Annotated in this window: 16 protein-coding genes and 1 tRNA gene; 8 read left to right on the forward strand and 9 right to left on the reverse strand. The window is 76.9% G+C overall.

All coding sequences use genetic code 11. The annotated features are described in order from the left end of the window. Positions 1 to 146: 146 nt before the first annotated feature. Positions 147 to 1,136 carry a selenide, water dikinase SelD gene (selD, locus tag ACRYMN_RS06795; protein WP_432493313.1) on the reverse strand — a complete coding sequence of 330 codons (990 nt, stop codon included), beginning with the start codon at positions 1,134 to 1,136 and terminating at the stop codon, positions 147 to 149. Between the two features lie 74 nt (positions 1,137 to 1,210). Between selD and ACRYMN_RS06800 the strand changes: the two genes are divergently transcribed. From ACRYMN_RS06800 to ACRYMN_RS06825, 6 genes are all read left to right on the forward strand, one after another. Further along, positions 1,211 to 1,306: transfer RNA gene (locus ACRYMN_RS06800), tRNA-Sec, on the forward strand. Between the two features lie 72 nt (positions 1,307 to 1,378). Continuing rightward, positions 1,379 to 2,677, forward strand: a complete 1,299-nt coding sequence (gene selA, locus ACRYMN_RS06805; protein ID WP_432493315.1) for an L-seryl-tRNA(Sec) selenium transferase — start codon at positions 1,379 to 1,381, stop codon at positions 2,675 to 2,677. A 1-nt stretch (position 2,678) separates the two neighbouring features. Continuing rightward, the gene (gene selB, locus ACRYMN_RS06810; protein ID WP_432493317.1) at positions 2,679 to 4,454 is read left to right on the forward strand and encodes a selenocysteine-specific translation elongation factor; all 1,776 of its coding nucleotides are present in this window, start codon (positions 2,679 to 2,681) and stop codon (positions 4,452 to 4,454) included. Positions 4,455 to 4,700: 246 nt separating this feature from the next. Next, positions 4,701 to 5,078, forward strand: coding sequence for a hypothetical protein (locus ACRYMN_RS06815; protein WP_432493319.1), 378 nt, complete (start codon positions 4,701 to 4,703; stop codon positions 5,076 to 5,078). Between the two features lie 360 nt (positions 5,079 to 5,438). After that, positions 5,439 to 7,100 (forward strand): putative bifunctional diguanylate cyclase/phosphodiesterase, encoded by a 1,662-nt coding sequence (locus ACRYMN_RS06820; protein WP_432493321.1) that lies wholly within the window; start codon positions 5,439 to 5,441, stop codon positions 7,098 to 7,100. 24 nt (positions 7,101 to 7,124) lie between these two features. After that, positions 7,125 to 7,952: a TrmH family RNA methyltransferase gene (locus ACRYMN_RS06825; protein ID WP_432493323.1), complete on the forward strand. Its 828-nt coding sequence runs from the start codon at positions 7,125 to 7,127 to the stop codon at positions 7,950 to 7,952. On the opposite strand, the gene ACRYMN_RS06830 is transcribed toward ACRYMN_RS06825, so the two are convergent. The 7 genes from ACRYMN_RS06830 to flgN all read right to left on the reverse strand — a co-directional run bounded on the left by ACRYMN_RS06830 (position 7,900) and on the right by flgN (position 12,924). After that, positions 7,900 to 8,331, reverse strand: coding sequence for an SRPBCC family protein (locus ACRYMN_RS06830; RefSeq protein ID WP_432493325.1), 432 nt, complete (start codon positions 8,329 to 8,331; stop codon positions 7,900 to 7,902). The genes ACRYMN_RS06825 and ACRYMN_RS06830 overlap by 53 nt on opposite strands. 3 nt (positions 8,332 to 8,334) lie before the next feature. Continuing rightward, a complete protein-coding gene (locus tag ACRYMN_RS06835; RefSeq protein ID WP_432493327.1) occupies positions 8,335 to 8,889 on the reverse strand; it encodes a YbaK/EbsC family protein in 555 nt (184 codons plus the stop codon). 92 nt (positions 8,890 to 8,981) lie between these two features. After that, positions 8,982 to 9,377, reverse strand: coding sequence for a flagellar assembly protein FliW (locus ACRYMN_RS06840; protein WP_432493329.1), 396 nt, complete (start codon positions 9,375 to 9,377; stop codon positions 8,982 to 8,984). Positions 9,378 to 9,612: 235 nt separating this feature from the next. Then, positions 9,613 to 10,011, reverse strand: coding sequence for a flagellar assembly protein FliW (fliW, locus tag ACRYMN_RS06845; RefSeq protein WP_432493331.1), 399 nt, complete (start codon positions 10,009 to 10,011; stop codon positions 9,613 to 9,615). 23 nt (positions 10,012 to 10,034) lie between these two features. Then, entirely contained in the window at positions 10,035 to 10,958 is a 924-nt protein-coding gene (flgL, locus tag ACRYMN_RS06850) for a flagellar hook-associated protein FlgL (protein WP_432493333.1), read from the reverse strand. Between the two features lie 28 nt (positions 10,959 to 10,986). Beyond that, the gene (gene flgK / locus ACRYMN_RS06855) at positions 10,987 to 12,417 is read right to left on the reverse strand and encodes a flagellar hook-associated protein FlgK (RefSeq protein WP_432493335.1); all 1,431 of its coding nucleotides are present in this window, start codon (positions 12,415 to 12,417) and stop codon (positions 10,987 to 10,989) included. Positions 12,418 to 12,432: 15 nt separating this feature from the next. Then, positions 12,433 to 12,924 carry a flagellar export chaperone FlgN gene (gene flgN / locus ACRYMN_RS06860; protein WP_432493337.1) on the reverse strand — a complete coding sequence of 164 codons (492 nt, stop codon included), beginning with the start codon at positions 12,922 to 12,924 and terminating at the stop codon, positions 12,433 to 12,435. A gap of 164 nt (positions 12,925 to 13,088) precedes the next feature. Between flgN and ACRYMN_RS06865 the strand changes: the two genes are divergently transcribed. Continuing rightward, positions 13,089 to 13,619: a Uma2 family endonuclease gene (locus tag ACRYMN_RS06865; RefSeq protein WP_432493339.1), complete on the forward strand. Its 531-nt coding sequence runs from the start codon at positions 13,089 to 13,091 to the stop codon at positions 13,617 to 13,619. On the opposite strand, the gene ACRYMN_RS06870 is transcribed toward ACRYMN_RS06865, so the two are convergent. Further along, positions 13,620 to 13,979, reverse strand: a complete 360-nt coding sequence (locus ACRYMN_RS06870) for a hypothetical protein (RefSeq protein ID WP_432493341.1) — start codon at positions 13,977 to 13,979, stop codon at positions 13,620 to 13,622. 246 nt (positions 13,980 to 14,225) lie between these two features. Between ACRYMN_RS06870 and ACRYMN_RS06875 the strand changes: the two genes are divergently transcribed. Further along, entirely contained in the window at positions 14,226 to 15,110 is an 885-nt protein-coding gene (locus tag ACRYMN_RS06875; protein WP_432493343.1) for a sigma-70 family RNA polymerase sigma factor, read from the forward strand. Positions 15,111 to 15,426: the final 316 nt, after the last annotated feature.

Genomic DNA, 15,426 nt, shown 5'->3' on the forward strand with positions numbered 1-15,426 from the left:
CCACCCCCCGCCCCGCCACCCCCCCCACCCCCGCCCGGGGGCCCGCCCCGGGCAGCGCACCGGCGCCCGCACCGTCCCGCGCCCCGGGGCGCGCACCGGTGCGCGCACCGTCCTGCGCACCGGTGCACGCCCGGGCGCGCGGGGGTTCAGCGCACGACGACGGTGGTGCCGGCGCGGGCGGGCACCAGCTCGCCGACCACCGGGTAGCCGGGCACCTCGCCGGCCACGAGCAGGCCGCCGGAGGTCTGCGCGTCGGCCAGCAGCACCAGCTCGTCCTCGCCGGTGGGCCCGGCGTCCAGGGTCGGGCGCACCCACTCGAGGTTGCGCCGGCTGCCGCCGGGCACGAACCCCGCCGCCAGCGACTCGCGCGCGCCGGCCACGTACGGCACCGCGGCCGCGTCGAGCACCGCGGTCACGCCGCTGGCGCGGGCGACCTCGTGCAGGTGGCCCAGCAGGCCGAAACCGGTCACGTCGGTGGCGCAGCGCGCCCCGGCGGCCAGGGCGGCGGCGGAGGCGTCGGCGTTCAGGGTGGTCATCACCGCCAGCGCCTCCTCGAAGACCTCCCCGGTCTGCTTGTGCCGGTTGTTGAGCACCCCCAGGCCCAGCGGCTTGGTCAGCGTCAGCGGCAGCCCGGCCACGGCGGCGTCGCCGCGCAGCAGCCGGGCGGGGTCGCCCACCCCGGTCACGGCCATGCCGTACTTCGGCTCCGGGTCGTCGATGCTGTGCCCGCCGCCGAGGTGGCAGCCGGCCGCGGCCGCCGCGTCCGCGCCCCCGCGCAGCACCTCGCGCGCCAGCTCCACCGGCAGCACCCCGCGCGGCCAGCCCAGCAGGTTCACCGCCACCAGCGGCCGCCCGCCCATGGCGTACACGTCGGACAGGGCGTTGGTCGCCGCGATGCGCCCGAAGGTGTAGGCGTCGTCGACCACGGGCGTGAAGAAGTCGGCCGTGGCGATCACCGCGGTGCCCCCGGCCAGGCGCACCACCGCCGCGTCGTCGCCCACCCCCACGAGCAGGTCGTCGCCGGCCGGCGGCGCCAGCCCGGCCACCATCTCCTCCAGCTCGCCGGGGGGGATCTTGCACGCGCAGCCGCCGCCGTGGGCGTACTGCGTCAGGCGCACTGCGTCGGTGACCGTCACGGCGCACACGCTAGGCCAGCACCGCCCCGCCGTCCCGGGCGGTCCTGTGGCACGCTGGGCCCGCGCGCTGACGGGGAGGCGTACGGGTGCCTGGTGGCCCCCGCGGTCTTCAACACCGACGTGACCGAGCACCTCGGTCAGGTGGGTTCGATTCCCATCCGCCTCCGCCAGCGCCGCGCACCGGCCCGCGCCCGGCTGCGTGCCCGGGTGCGCGCGCGGGGACGGGGGTAGGTTCGGCCACCGTGCCCGACCCGCGCCGCGCCGTGCCCCGCACCGACGCCGTCCTCGCCGCCCCCGAGCTGGCCGCCGCCGTCGCCGAGCGCGGCCGCGAGGCCGTCAAGGCCGTGGTGCGCGAGGTGCAGCAGCAGGTGCGCGCCGGGCTCGTGGCGCCGGGGGAGGTGGTGCCCGCCGTGCTGGCGGCGCTGCCGGCGCCCTCCGCGGTGCGCCGGGTCCTCAACTGCACCGGCACCGTCCTGCACACCAACCTCGGGCGCGCCCAGCTCGCCCCGGCCGCCGTGGACGCCGTGGTCACCGCCGCCGGCGCCACCGACGTCGAGCTGGACCTGGCCACCGGCCGGCGCGCCCGGCGCGGGCGCGGCGCGCTGGCCGCGCTGCGCGAGGCGGTGCCCGCCGCGGGCGACGTGCACGTGGTCAACAACGGCGCCGCCGCCCTCGTGCTGGCGGCCACCGCCCTGGCCGCCGGGCGCGAGGTCGTCGTCAGCCGCGGGGAGATGGTCGAGATCGGCGACGGCTTCCGCCTGCCGGACCTGCTGGTCTCCACCGGGGCGCGCCTGCGCGAGGTGGGCACCACCAACCGCACCACCCGCGCCGACTACGCCGCCGCCGTCGGCCCGGACACCGGGATGCTCCTGAAGGTGCACCCCTCCAACTTCGTCGTCACCGGCTTCACCGCCGGGGTGGGGCCGGCGGAGCTGACGGGCCTGGGCGTCCCCGTCGTGGTCGACACCGGCTCGGGCCTGCTGCACCCCGAGCCGCTGCTGCCGCACGAGCCGGACGCCACCACCGCCCTGAGCGCCGGCGCCGACCTCGTCACCGCCAGCGGCGACAAGCTGCTCGGCGGCCCGCAGGCCGGGCTGCTGCTCGGGCGCGCCGAGGTCGTCGAGCGGCTGCGCCGCCACCCCCTGGCGCGCGCGCTGCGCGTGGACAAGCTGACCCTGGCGGCCCTGGAGGCCACCCTGCGCAGCGCGAGCACCCCCACCCGCGACGCCCTGCACGCCGACCCCGCGGGGCTGCGCGAGCGGTGCGCGCAGCTGGCGGCGCGCCTGCGCGAGCACGGCCACGCCGCCGACGTCGTCGAGGCCCCCGCCGTCGTCGGCGGCGGAGGCGCGCCCGGCGTGGAGCTGGCCTCCGCCGCCCTCGCCCTCGACGCGGCGCTGGCCGCGCCCCTGCGCCAGGGCGAGCCGCCGGTCGTCGGGCGCGTCGAGCGCGGCCGCCTGCTGCTGGACCTGCGCTGCCTGGACCCCGGCGAGGACGCGCTCGTGGCCGCCGCGGTGCGCCGCGCGGCGGGGGAGGGGCTCTGAGGTGCACGTCGTCGCCACCGCCGGTCACGTCGACCACGGCAAGTCCTCCCTGGTGCGGGCCCTGACCGGCACCGACCCCGACCGCCTGGCCGAGGAGAGGCGCCGCGGGCTGACCATCGACCTCGGCTTCGCCTGGACCGACCTGCCCGGCGCCGGTGCCGTCGCCTTCGTCGACGTGCCCGGCCACGCCTCCTTCGTACCCACCATGCTCGCCGGCGTCGGGCCGGTGCCGGTGGCGCTGCTCGTCGTGGCCGCCGACGGCGGCTGGATGCCGCAGTCGGCCGAGCACCTGGCCGCCCTGGACGCCCTGGGCGTGCGCCACGCCCTGCTCGTGGTCACCCGCGCGGACCTGGCCGACCCCGCCCCCGCGATGGCCGCCGCCCGCGCCGAGGTCGCCGCCACCTCGCTGGGCGCGGGCGGCGCGGTGCCGACCGTGGCGTGCAGCGCCGCGACCGGCGCCGGCCTGGACGAGGTGCGCCGCGCCCTGGCCGACCTGCTGGCCGCGGTGCCCGCCCCGCGCGCGGACGGGCCGGTGCGCCTGTGGGTGGACCGCGCCTTCAGCATCCGCGGCGCCGGCACCGTCGTCACCGGCACCCTGGGCGCCGGCACGGTGCGCGCCGGCGACGAGCTGGACCTGGCCACCGCCGCCGGCGCGCGCCGGGTGCGCGTGCGCGGCCTGCAGAGCCTGGAGCGCGAGGTGCCCTCCGCCAGCGGCGTGGCGCGCGTGGCGCTGAACCTGCGCGGCGTCGAGCGCGGCGAGGTCGCCCGCGGCGACGCGCTGCTCACCCCGGGCTGGTCGGTGCGCACCGACGTCGTCGACGTGCGCTGCCGCGGGGTGGACGAGCTGCCCGCGCAGCTCGTCGTGCACGCCGGCGCCGCCGCGGTGCCGGCGCGCCCGCGCCCGCTGGGCGCCGACGGGCAGGACCTGCTGGCGCGGCTGCGGCTGGCCGCCCCGCTGCCCCTGGTGCTCGGCGACCGGCTGCTGCTGCGCGACCCGGCCCGGCACCTGGTGCTCGGCGCCGCCGTCGCGCTGGACGTGCGCCCGCCGGCGCTGCGCCGGCGCGGGGCCGCCGCCGCGCGCGCCGGCGACCTGCGCGAGCTGCACGGTGAGCCCGACGAGGCCTCCGAGCTGCGCCGGCGCCGCGTGGTGCGCGGCGCGGACCTGCGCGCCATGGGCGTGCCGGTGCGCGGGGTGCCCGTGGTGGGCGACTGGCACGTCGCGGACGGCCTCCTGCAGCAGCTGGGGGAGCGGCTGGCCGCCCTGGTGGCCGCCCACGACGCCGCGAGCCCGCTGCAGCCGGGCGTGCCGCTGGAGGAGGCGCGCCGCGCGCTGGGCCTGCCCGACCGGGCCCTGGTGCAGGCCGCGCTGCGCCCCCCGCTGCGGGTGTCCGACGGGCGCGTGGTGGCCGGGCCGGCCGCCGCGCAGCTGCCCGAGCGCGTCGAGCGCGCGGTGGCCGCCGTCCTGGCCGACGTCGCCGGCAGCCCCTTCGCCGCCCCCGACGCCGAGCGGCTGCGCGAGCTGGGCCTAGGGCGCAGCGAGCTGGCCGCCGCCGTGCGCGCCGGGCGCCTGGAGCGCCTGGCCGAGGGCGTCGTGCTCGCCCCCGGCGCCACGCGCCTGGCCGCGCGCGAGCTGGCGCGCCTGCCGCAGCCGTTCACCGCCGGCGAGGCCCGCCGGGCGCTGGGCACCTCGCGCCGGGTGGCGCTGCCGCTGCTGCAGGCCCTGGACGCGGCGAAGCTGACCGCCCGCGACGCCGACGACCGGCGCCGGGTGCTCTGAGCCGGGTGCTCTGAGCCGGGTGCTCTGAGCCGGGTGCTCCGAGCCGGGTGCTCCGAGCGCAGTGCTCTGAGCGGAGTGCTCTGAGCGGGGTGCGCCGGGCGGGGTGTGCTCCGTCGGAGGGGTGACGCACGGCCACCAGAGTGATGGAACGCTCACGTACAGCGTTCGCGCGGTCCGTGCCGCCCACACTGGCGGACGTGCCCCACCGGGGCGCCGCAGACCCCGACGACCTCCTGGGACGGCACCGTGAGCACCTCCCCGACCCCGCCGCTCGCCGCGGTCCGGCGGCCACCGGCCGCACCCGTCGCGCCCCTGGTCCCCGTCGCGCCCCTGGTCCCCGTCGCGCCCCCGGTCCCGCTCGCCCCGCTCGCCCCGCTCGTCCTGCCCGCGGCCGGCCTGGCCGCCGCCCTGAGCGCCTTCGCCGCGGCCGGTCCCGGGCCCGGCGCGCTCACCGCCACCGGGGTCCTGCTCGCCGGTGCGGTGCTGCGCGCGACCCGGCGCGCGCTGGCCGCCGCCGCGACGGTGCGCGCGCTGACCACCGCCGAACCCCTGCTCGCGCCCCTGCTCGCACCTCCGGCCGCGTGCCCGGTGCTGCCGGCGCCGCGGCGCGGCGAGGTCGCCTGAGCCGCTCCCGTCGCTCTCGCCGCACCCGCCACGCCCTCCGCCACGCCCTCCGCCACGCCCCTCGCCACGCCCCTCGCCACGCCCCTCGCCACGCCCCTCGCCACGCCCCTCGCCACGCCCCCCGCCACGCCCACCCGGCGCGCTGACCCGGCGCGCTGACCCGCCAGGGGCCGTGCCCGCGCGCCCGTTCGGGTGACGGGAGGGGCTGCTGGGGTGCGTCGCTCACCACAGCGTGTTCCTCTTGTCACGACACGCAGTCACGCGCGACGCTTCTCGGCGACCTGCCCGCGCCCGCGCGGGCGGCGCCCCCCCGGGGCGCGCAGGACGGCCGGTGCGCTGCCGGCGGGAGAGGAGGGCGCTGTGGTGCGGTGGCCCTGGTCCGCTCGCCACCAGGCCGGTGACGACGTGCGCGCCCGCGTGGTGCCCTGGGCGCTCGGCTCGCCGCTGGTGGTCGTGGGCGTCGTCGCGCTCGTGCAGCGCCTGGTCGACGGGCCGCCGAGCCTGGTGACGCTGCTGGCCGCGCTGTGCGGCGGGCTGGTCAGCGCCCTGCTGCTGCTCCTGCTGGCCGCGCAGGCCGCCGAGCGCGTCGACGCCGACGCGCGCGACCGCCAGCGCCAGCTCGACGCCGCGCTGCGCCAGGCGCTGCACGACCCGCTGACCGACCTGGGCAACCGCCAGCTGTTCACCGACCACCTCCAGCACGCCCTGGCCCGGCGCGGCTCGCGCGGCTGCGCGGTGCTCTACCTGGACCTGGACGGCTTCAAGGGCGTCAACGACACGCACGGCCACGCCGCCGGCGACGCCGTGCTCGTGGAGGTCGCCGCCCGGCTGCGCGCCGCGGTGCGCCCGGAGGACACCGTCGCCCGCTTCGGCGGCGACGAGTTCGCGGTGCTGTGCGAGGACCTCTCCGACGACCTGGCCGCCAGCCGCATCGCCGAGCGCGTGGTCTCCTCCATCGCCGACCGGCCCATCAGCGTCGGCCCCGAGCGCAGCCTGAGCATCACCCCCAGCGTGGGCATCGCCCTGGCGCGCGACGAGGGCGACGCCGCCAAGCTGCTGCGCCGCGCCGACGCCGCGCTGTACCGGGCCAAGGAGGGCGGCAAGGCGCGTTCGGAGCTGTTCGACGAGCGCATGCAGGCGCAGGCCGTGGACGCCTCGCAGACCGAGGTGGACCTGGCGATGGCCGTCGAGCAGGGCCAGCTGCGCCTGCACTACCAGCCCATCGTGGACCTCGCCGACGGGCACGTGCAGGGCGTGGAGGCGCTGCTGCGCTGGCAGCACCCGCGCCGCGGCCTGCTGCACCCCGCGGAGTTCGTGCCGCTGGCCGAGCGCACCGGCCTGATCGTTCCCATCGGGCAGTGGGTGCTGCGCGAGGCGTGGCGCACCCTGAGCGAGTGGTACGCCCGCGAGGGCGACGACTGCGGCTTCACCGTCTCCGTCAACGTCTCCCCCCGCCAGCTCGCCAACGCCCAGCTGCTCGACGCGGTGGCCGCCGAGCAGCCGGCCGGCCCGGCCGGCAGCGCCCTGCTCGTGGAGGTCAGCGAGGAGCTGCTCGTCGCCGACGCCAACGCCGGCTTCTCCACCCTCCACGCGCTGCGCATGATGGGCGTGCGCGTGGGCGTGGACGACTTCGGCCGGGGCGTGTCGTCCCTGTCGCACCTGCAGACGATGCCCGTGGACCACGTCAAGGTCGACCGGCACTTCGTCGCCGGGCTCGGGCGGCGCCGCCAGGACGAGGCCGTCGTCGCCGGGATCATCGGCATGGCCCGCAGCATGGGGGTGGGCGTCATCGCCGAGGGCGTGGAGACCACCGAGCAGCTCGGGGCGCTGCGGCGCATGGGCTGCGACGCCGCCCAGGGCTACCTGCTGGCCCACCCCGCCCCCGCGGTGGACCGGCTGCGCTCCCTGCCGGAGGCCACCACCGGGATGCTGCACGAGGTGCTCGACCTGGACGCCCCCGTGCCGGCGCGCCGACCCGCGCTGGCCCCCGGGGTGCTCGCCCCCGACGCCGGGGTGCGCTGAGCGCCCTCCGGTAGCGTCCGGCGGGTGCCGCGCATCGAGCTGGACGACCTCGCCGACGAGCGGTGGGCGCACCTGCTGCGCGACTACACGCACCTGAAGGACGTGCAGCTGCGCGCCCGGCGCGAACCGGCCGAGGGGCTGTTCCTGGCCGAGGGCGTGGAGGTGGTGCGCCGGGCGCTGGCCGCCGGGCACCGGCCGCGCTCGTTCCTGCTCAGCCCCGCGCGCGCCGCCGAGCTCGCCGACGCCCTGGACGCGCTGGACGACGACGCGCCCGTCCTGATCGCCCCCGCGGCGGCGTTCGCGCACCTGACGGGGGTGGACCTGCACCGCGGGGCCATCGCCTCGATGCACCGCCCGGCGCAGCGCGGCACCGCCGAGCTGCTGGCGGGCCTGGGGCCCGGCCCGCGCCGGCTGGTGGTGCTCGAGGACGTCGTGGACCACACCAACGTCGGCGCGCTGTTCCGCTCGGCGGCCGCCTTCGGCGTCGACGGGGTGCTCGTCAGCCCGCGCTGCGCCGACCCGCTCTACCGGCGCAGCGTGCGCGTGTCGATGGGCACCGTGCTGCACCTGCCGTGGGCGCGCGCGGCGTCCTGGCCGGGCGACCTGGACCTGCTGCGCGGCAGCGGCTTCACCGTCACCGCCCTCGCCCTGGCCGACGGCGCGGTGGAGCTCGGCGCGTTCACCGCGCCCGAGCGCCTGGCGCTGCTGCTGGGCACCGAGGGCGACGGGCTGAGCCGGCGCGCGCTGGCGGGCGCGGACGTGGCCGTGCGCATCCCCATGGACGCGCGCGTGGACAGCCTCAACGTCGCCGCGGCCAGCGCCGTCGCGCTGTGGCAGACGCGCCCGCGCTGACGCCGGGGCCGCGCACCAGGCGGCGCATCGCCAGCAGGGCCGCCGGCGCGTACGGCGCGCCCAGCCAGGCGGGGGACAGGCGCAGCTCCGTCAGGCAGCCGCCGGGCACGGCGACCACGCGGTGCTCCAGGTGCCCACCCAGCGGTCCCGCCCCCACCCGCCAGGACCAGGTGCGCGAGGCCTCGTCGACCGCGGTGACGCGGAACCGCAGGCGCACGCCCAGCGGGGCGCGCACGGTGCCGGTGACGCCGGCGGCGATGCGGGGGGCCGAGGCGGTGACGCTCCTGATCTGCGGCGACCACGAGGGCCAGCGCGCCGGCAGCGCGTAGTCCTCCCACGCGGCGGCGGCCGCGCGCCGGCCGCGGGCGACGAGCAGCACCCCTCAGCCCGGCAGGGCGATGTCGGCGACCTCGGCGCCCGGCAGCGCGGCGACGTCCGCGCCGCGCACGACGAGCTTGGAGCGGCGCACCCCGGAGCCGACGAGCACCCACGGCGAGGCGGCCACGGCCCGGTCCACCAGCAGGCGCCAGCCTGCCGGCAGCCCGACGGGCGTGATGCCGCCGAACTCCATGCCCGACTCGGCCACGGCCCGCTCGGTCGGCAGGAACGAGGCCTTGCGCACGTCCAGGGCCCGCTTGACGGCGCCGTTGACGTCGGCGCGGGTGGTGGCCAGCACCACGCACGCCGCCACCCGCTCCTGCCCGTCGCGCTTGCCGGCGACGAGCACGCAGTTCGCCGAGCCCTCCAGCGGCACCCCGGCGGCCTCGACGAGGGCGGCGGTGTCGGCCACGTCGGGGTCGATCGCGCACACCCACGCGTGCGCCGGCAGCGCGGCGAGCACCGCGCCGGGAAGCAGTCCGGGGTGCTCGGCGGCCGGGTGCAGCGGTAGGGAGCCGGCCACCGAGCGGGGCCCGACGAGCGGGGCTTCGGGTTCCACGGCTGCAGGGTAGGGCGGTGCCGTGCCAGGGGCGCGCCGGTGGCGCTCGTGCCGGGCGGACGGCTGCCCGCCCGGCACGGCGCCGGGGGGACTCAGCGGACGAGCGGGGCGCGCATCGGCAGGTCCATGCCGGTCAGCACGGTCTGCGCGGCGCGGTGGGACTTGTGGTTGACCACCAGCGGGGCGAAGAGGTTGACGGTGGAGTCCTCGATGTTCTCGCCGAGGTGCACCACGGTGAGCACCGCGGCGTCCTCCTCGCTGTCGAGGTCGAGGGCCTTGGCCATCTCGCCGTCGATGACGGGTTCGTAGTCCGGGTAGAACGGCATCGGGTCGGCCAGCACGAGGCGCAGGCCTGGGTCGTCCACCGAGCGCATCGAGAAGAGGATGCCGTCGTCGTCGAGGGGCGAGAGCTCGAAGCGGGTGTTCTCGCTGAGGCCGACCAGCGGGGAGATGAGCTGGATCTCGGGGGCGTCGGTCGCGAGGCTCATGGTCGTGGATCCCTTCGTCGAAGCGTCCATCGGGTACGGCGGGGGCTGGGGCGATCGCTCCAGCCGGTCGCGGCCAGTGCCCCACCCCGGCGAACTGGCCTGAACCGACAGTAGCGAGTGGTGAGCGCTCTGTCATGCGATGGGGGAAGTCGGGCAGACGGCGAACGCCCCGCCGGCGGGGGCCGGTGGGGCGTTCGGGCGGTGCTGAGCAGACGGCGCTGAGCGGGCGCGCTGGTCAGGCGGCGACGAGCGGGGCGCGCAGCGGCAGGTCGGTGCCGGTGAGCACCACCTGCGCCGCCCGGCCCGTGCGGTGGTTCAGCACCACGGGCGCGACCAGGTTCGCGGTGGCCTCCGCCAGGCCCGCCCCGGGGTTGACCACGACGAGCAGCGCGGCGTCCTCGGCGCTGACCAGCTCCAGCGCCTGCGCCGAGGCGGCGTCCAGGACGGGGGAGTAGTCGGGGAAGAAGCGCTCCGGCGCCACGAGCACCAGGCGCAGGGCGGGGTCCGTGCTGCTGCGCAGCGAGAACAGCACGCCGTTCGCGTCCAGGGCGACCAGGGTGAAGCGCGTGTGCTCGGGCAGGCCGGGCAGCGGGGCGATGAACTCGACCTCGAGGTGGGGCGCGGTGTCGCTCACGCCCGCCAGGCTAGTCGTGCCCGTCACCGCAGGAAGTCCAGCAGGGTCGGCTGGATGACCTTCGCGGTCGAGGCGAGCGCGGCCTGGTACGCGGTGTCCTGCAGGCGGAACTCGATCATCGCCTTGGCGATGTCGACGCCCTCGACCTCCGACAGGGACGCCTCCAGCGCGTCGCCGCGCGCACCGGTGCTCTGCTCCAGGGCGTCGAGCTGGACGGTGCGGGCCGCGACGACGCTGCGCGCGGACAGCAGCCGGTCGCGGGCGGCGTCGATCGTGCTCAGGCCCTCGGAGATCGCGGCGGTGTTCCCGTCCTGCACGGCGGTCGCCAGCTCGTCCAGCTGCTGGAAGACCGTCTTGGCGGCCGGGTCCAGGGCGGTGGGGCCGCCGAAGACCTGCACCGCGGTGGCGTTGACCTGCACGTCCTGCCCGGAGGCGACGCGGCGGTTGACCGCCGAGCCGTTGCCCAGCAGCGCGTAGGAGCCGTCGGCGGCCGCGGTGGTGCTGACGGCGGCCGCCACGTCCGCCGTGCCGGCGAACACCGGCCGGCCCTCGTGCGGGGTGTTGGCGGTGGTGATCAGGTCGTCGCGCAGGCGGCGCAGCTGCTCGGCGATCGCCCTGCGGCCCTGGGGGTCCAGGGTGCCGGTGCTGCCGGCTTGCACCAGGGCGGTGCGGGCCTCCTGCAGGTAGCCGGTGGCGGCGTCCATCGCGCTCTCCTGGGTGGCGACCCAGCGCTGCGCGTCGGAGATGTTGCGGCCGTACTGCTCGTTGACGGAGATCTCCGAGCGGAAGCGCAGGGCGTCGTTGGCGGCGACGGGGTCGTCCGACAGCTTGGTGTACGCCTTGCCGCTGCTCAGTTGCTGCTGCAGCCTGTCGCTGCGCTGCTGGCCGGCCTGCAGGTTGGCCAGCGAGTTCATCGCGGTGGTGCGGGACGAGATGCGGCCGATCACGGGGATCTCCTCGGGTGCGGGTCGGGCGTCAGCGGCCGACGAGGCCGGTGCGGTTGATGAGGGTGTCCAGCGCCTGGTCGATCGTCGTCAGGACGCGCGCGGCGGCGGCGTAGGCGTGCTGGTAGGAGACGAGGTTGGTCATCTCCTCGTCGATGTTCACGCCGGAGACCGAGTCGCGGGCGGCGATGGACTTCAGCGAGACCTGAGCGGCGAGATCGGCGCGCACCTCGGACGCCTGCGTCCTGGCGGCGACGTCCACGACGGTGGTGCGCCAGGTGCGGGTGGTGCTGTTCGCGGCGCTGGGCAGCTCGCCCAGGGCCTTGGCCACGGCGCGGTCGACGGTGCCGGCGCTGCTGTCGCGCAGGCTCGCCGGGGTCAGGGCGGGGTTGACCTGGAACCTTTCGGCGGCCCCGCCGCCCTTGACGGAGGCGGCGCTGGAGGTGAAGAAGTCGTTCGCCGCGCTGTAGCCGGGCACGGCGACGCCGTTCGCGTCCGTGGCCGGGTTGTAGACGGCGTTCACGGCCGCGGCGATCTTCTGCACGGCGGCGTCGATGCCCTCGGAGACGTCCGGCACCGTGGTATTCACCGCGTCGAGCGTGGCCTTCAGGGCGCCGCCGGCCGGGCGCGCCTCGACGCCCTCGACCGTCAGGCGCGTGCTGCTGGTGCCGGCCTTGACCTCGGCGAGGGAGGTGCCGTGCACGACGCTCACGGCGAAGGACTGACGGCCCCCCACGATCGTGGAGTTGCCGAGGTAGACGTCGACCGTGCCGCCGTCGCGCGCCACGACGCGCACGCCGGCCACCTCGGACAGGTGGGTCAGGGCCTTCTCGCGCTGGTCGAGCAGCTCGTTGGGCGAGACGCCGGAGGTGACCGCGTCGAGGATCGCCGTGTTCAGCCCGGCGACCTGCGCGGCGGTGGCGTTGACGTCCTCCACGTGCAGGGAGACCTGCCCGCCCAGCTCGGCCCACTGCGCCTGCACCTGGGTGTCCACGCGGCGCACGGTGTCGGCCACGTTCTGCGCGGTGGCCAGGACGTGGGTGCGCCCGGCCAGGGCGTTCTCGGTGCTGGTGGCGTTGCCCAGGTCGCTGAAGGCCTTGTGCATGGTGTTCAGCTGCGTCGACAGGCCCGAGATGCCGTCCTCGCCGAGGTTGGCCTCCAGCCGGCTCCACACCGCCGTGCCGGCCCGGTGCTCCGCCGCCGTGGCGACGTCCTGGCGGGCCGCGGACTCGGTCAGCGCGTTGGAGACGCGGGCGATCCCGGTGATCTCCACGCCCTCGCCGGGCACGAGGCGGCGCGCGTGCATGCCGACCCCGCCGACGACGCTCTCGGACTGCTCCAGGCGCTGGCGGGTGTAGCCCTCGGTGTTGACGTTGGCGATGTTCTGCCCGGTGACCTCCATGCCGCGCTGGGCGGCGGTCAGCGCGCGGGAGCTGGTGGTGATGCCGGAGAAGGTGCTCATGTCCTCGGTCCTGTCTCAGAGGGCTTCGTCGACGAAGTGGGCGCGGGAGCCGCCGGCCGCGGTGACCGTGTTCTTGCCCTCGGCCGTGTACGTGTCCAGCGGGGTGTCCAGGCCCAGCAGCGTCTCGCGCAGGGCGCGGGCGCCGGAGGCGAGCAGGTCGCGGTTGGCGTCGGCCAGGTTCTGGATCTCCGCGGTGAGCGTGAGGAAGGCGTCGCGGTGCCCGCGCAGCAGGTCCCCCCATGGCTCGGGCGCCGCGGCGGCCAGGGCGTTGAGGCTGGGGCCCGGCTCGAGCTCCAGCTCGGCGGCCACCGCGTCGACCTCGGCGGCGCGCAGCACCTCCGTGGTGCGGATCTGCTCCATGACGAACTCGACCTCGCGGGTGGCGTGCGCCAGCCAGCGCGTGCGGCCGGCGGCCAGCACGAGCTGCTCCTCCTCCAGCTTGAACAGGAGCAGCTCCATCAGCTCCCGCTCCTTCCAGAGGATGCCGGAGACCTCGGCGAGTCCCATGCGTGTCCTTCCCGTCGTCGGCGCCTGCTCGGCGCGCCGGGAGCGCCGTCGCGGCGCTCCTCGTCCTCGCCGGACCCATCGGCAGGGCGGTGGGGGAGCTGAGGCGCCGAACGGGCGACCGCGCGGGCCGCGCTCGCTACCATGCGGGCGAGGGGGGTGGCGCCGTGGTCGTGTCGATCGGGTCGGTCCTGCCGCTGCGCGTGGAGGACCTGCCGCAGGACGAGGGCGGTCCCCGCATGGAGCTCGTCGACGGCAGCCTGCACGTGACGCCCCTCGGGGACCTGCGCCACCAGCGCCTCGTCGCCCTGCTGGCGCACCGGCTGACCGACCTGGCACCCCTCGAGTGGGTGGTGCTCCCGGGGGCCAACCTGCTGCGCAGGGCCGCTACGGACCGTCTGCTCATCCCCGACGTGGTCGTCGTGGCGGAGGAAGCCGTCGCTGAGGGGGGCGTGTACGCCGATCCCTCGGACGTGCTGCTCGTCGTCGAGGTCGAGTCGCCCTCCACCCGCTCGGTGGACCGGCTGCTCAAGCGTGAGCTGTACGCCCAGTGGAAGGTGCCGCACTACTGGGTCGTCGACCCGGAGGCGCGCACCCTCACCCGGCTGGAGCTCGGCCCGGGCCGCCGCTACGCCGAGGGGTCCGGCGACACGGGCTGGCTCGCGTCGTTCGACGGCTCCGCCCTGTGGAGCGCCTGATCAGCTGCCGGGCTTCCTGACGAAGAAGGCGTTCTTGCCCGGCTTGCGCAGCGCGTAGGGGCGCCCGTCGTCGCGGGCCTTGCGCAGCTCGCGGTGCATCTCGCGGGCGTTGTCCTCCGCGGCGGCCGCGACGACGACGGCGTTGACGCCCCGCACCCGCTCCTTCGGGTCGCGCAGCACGTGGTCGTTGCGGCCCTCCTCGTGGGCGACGGTGAGGAAGTTCTTCGCCGCCAGGGCGTACAGGGCGCTGACGCGCTCGCCGTGCTTGTCGGCGTAGTCGTCGATGAACGACGGGGTCAGCCGGCCCCTGCGTGAGGCGTGCTCGAGGTCCTGCAGCACCTGGTACAGCGGCTTGGCCATCGTGTCGCTCCTGTCGTGCCGATCACCTGCCGCACCGGTCGGCCGGTGCGTCCTGCAGGGAGCACATCGACCACCGGCCCCGGCGCGCTGAGCGACCCGGCGCCGCGCCACCCGTTCGGCGCGCGCTGCTCACGCAGCGTCGCACCTGTGGGGCGCGTGGGGCCGCTGGGAGGGGGAGGGAAGCCCCGGGCGAGGTCCACCTCCCGGGCGCTCAAGGTGACGCCGCGCACGCCCGAAGCAGGGGGTGTGACCGCAGACGCCGCCACCGCACCCGTTGAGCTCACCGACGCCGAGCGCGCCGAGCTCGTCGAGAAGCACCTGCCGATCGTCGGCTACATCACCGCTGAGTTCATCGGCCGGCTGCCGCAGCACGTGAGCCGCGACGAGCTGACGTCCGCGGGTCTCATGGCGCTGGTGCAGGCCTCGCGCGGCTACGACCCCTCCACGGGGGTGCCCTTCGCCCGCTACGCCAACACGCGCATCCGCGGCGCCATCCTCGACGACCTGCGCGGCGCGGACTGGGCCTCGCGCGGCGTGCGCTCGCGGGCCCGCAAGCTCAGCGCCACCGAGGACCGGCTCACCGCTCAGCTGGGCCGCACCCCCACCCCCGAGGAGCTGGCCGGCGCGCTGGGCGTGTCGGTGCGCGAGCTCGCCGCGACCCGCGACGAGGCCCAGCGCGCGGCGGTGCTGTCCATGCAGGGCTTCACCGCCGACGGCGGCTCCATCGACGAGCACATCCCCACCCACAGCCCCGGCCCCGAGGCGGAGCTGCTGCACCGCGAGCGCCTGGGCTACCTGCGCTCGGCGATCGCGGCCCTGCCCGAGCGCCTGCGCGTCGTCGTGGAGGGCTACTTCCTGCACGAGCGCCCCATGGCGGAGCTCGCGGAGCAGTTGGAGGTCACCGAGTCGCGCATCTCGCAGATGCGCGCCGAGGCGCTGGCGCTGCTGCGCGACGGCATGAACACGCACCTGGCGCCGGAGATGGTCCAGCGGGTCACCGGCTCGGCCGCGGCGGTCAAGCGCAAGGAGTCGTACTTCGCCGCCGTCGGCGCGCAGTCAGACTTCAAGGCGCGCCTGGCGCTGTCGGCCTTCGCCTCCGCCGGTCTGCAGCCGGCGTACCGCTCCGCCTGAGGCCGACCGCCACCTGCCGCACCTCCTCGAGAGCCCCGCCCGACACCTGTCGGGCGGGGCTCTCGTCGTTCCCGGCGACTTCCCGCTTCGCCGTGACGAGCGGCCACTCTGCGTGGTTAAGTAGTGACGCAGGTGGTACCACTGCGCCCGACGGCGCCGAGGTGCCTGTGGTCGGCGGGAAGCCTCAGCCCCGGTGTGACTGGAGGGACTCCAGGGGGCAGCGGCGCTGGTGCGGCTGAAGCGTCACCCGTTCGCCACAGAGGAACCTGCTCAGGTTCGGCGCCAGCCGACCGATGAATGAAGTGTCGGGCCACGG

The organism is Kineococcus gypseus (genome assembly GCF_050871305.1).
Lineage (GTDB): Bacteria > Actinomycetota > Actinomycetes > Actinomycetales > Kineococcaceae > Kineococcus > Kineococcus gypseus.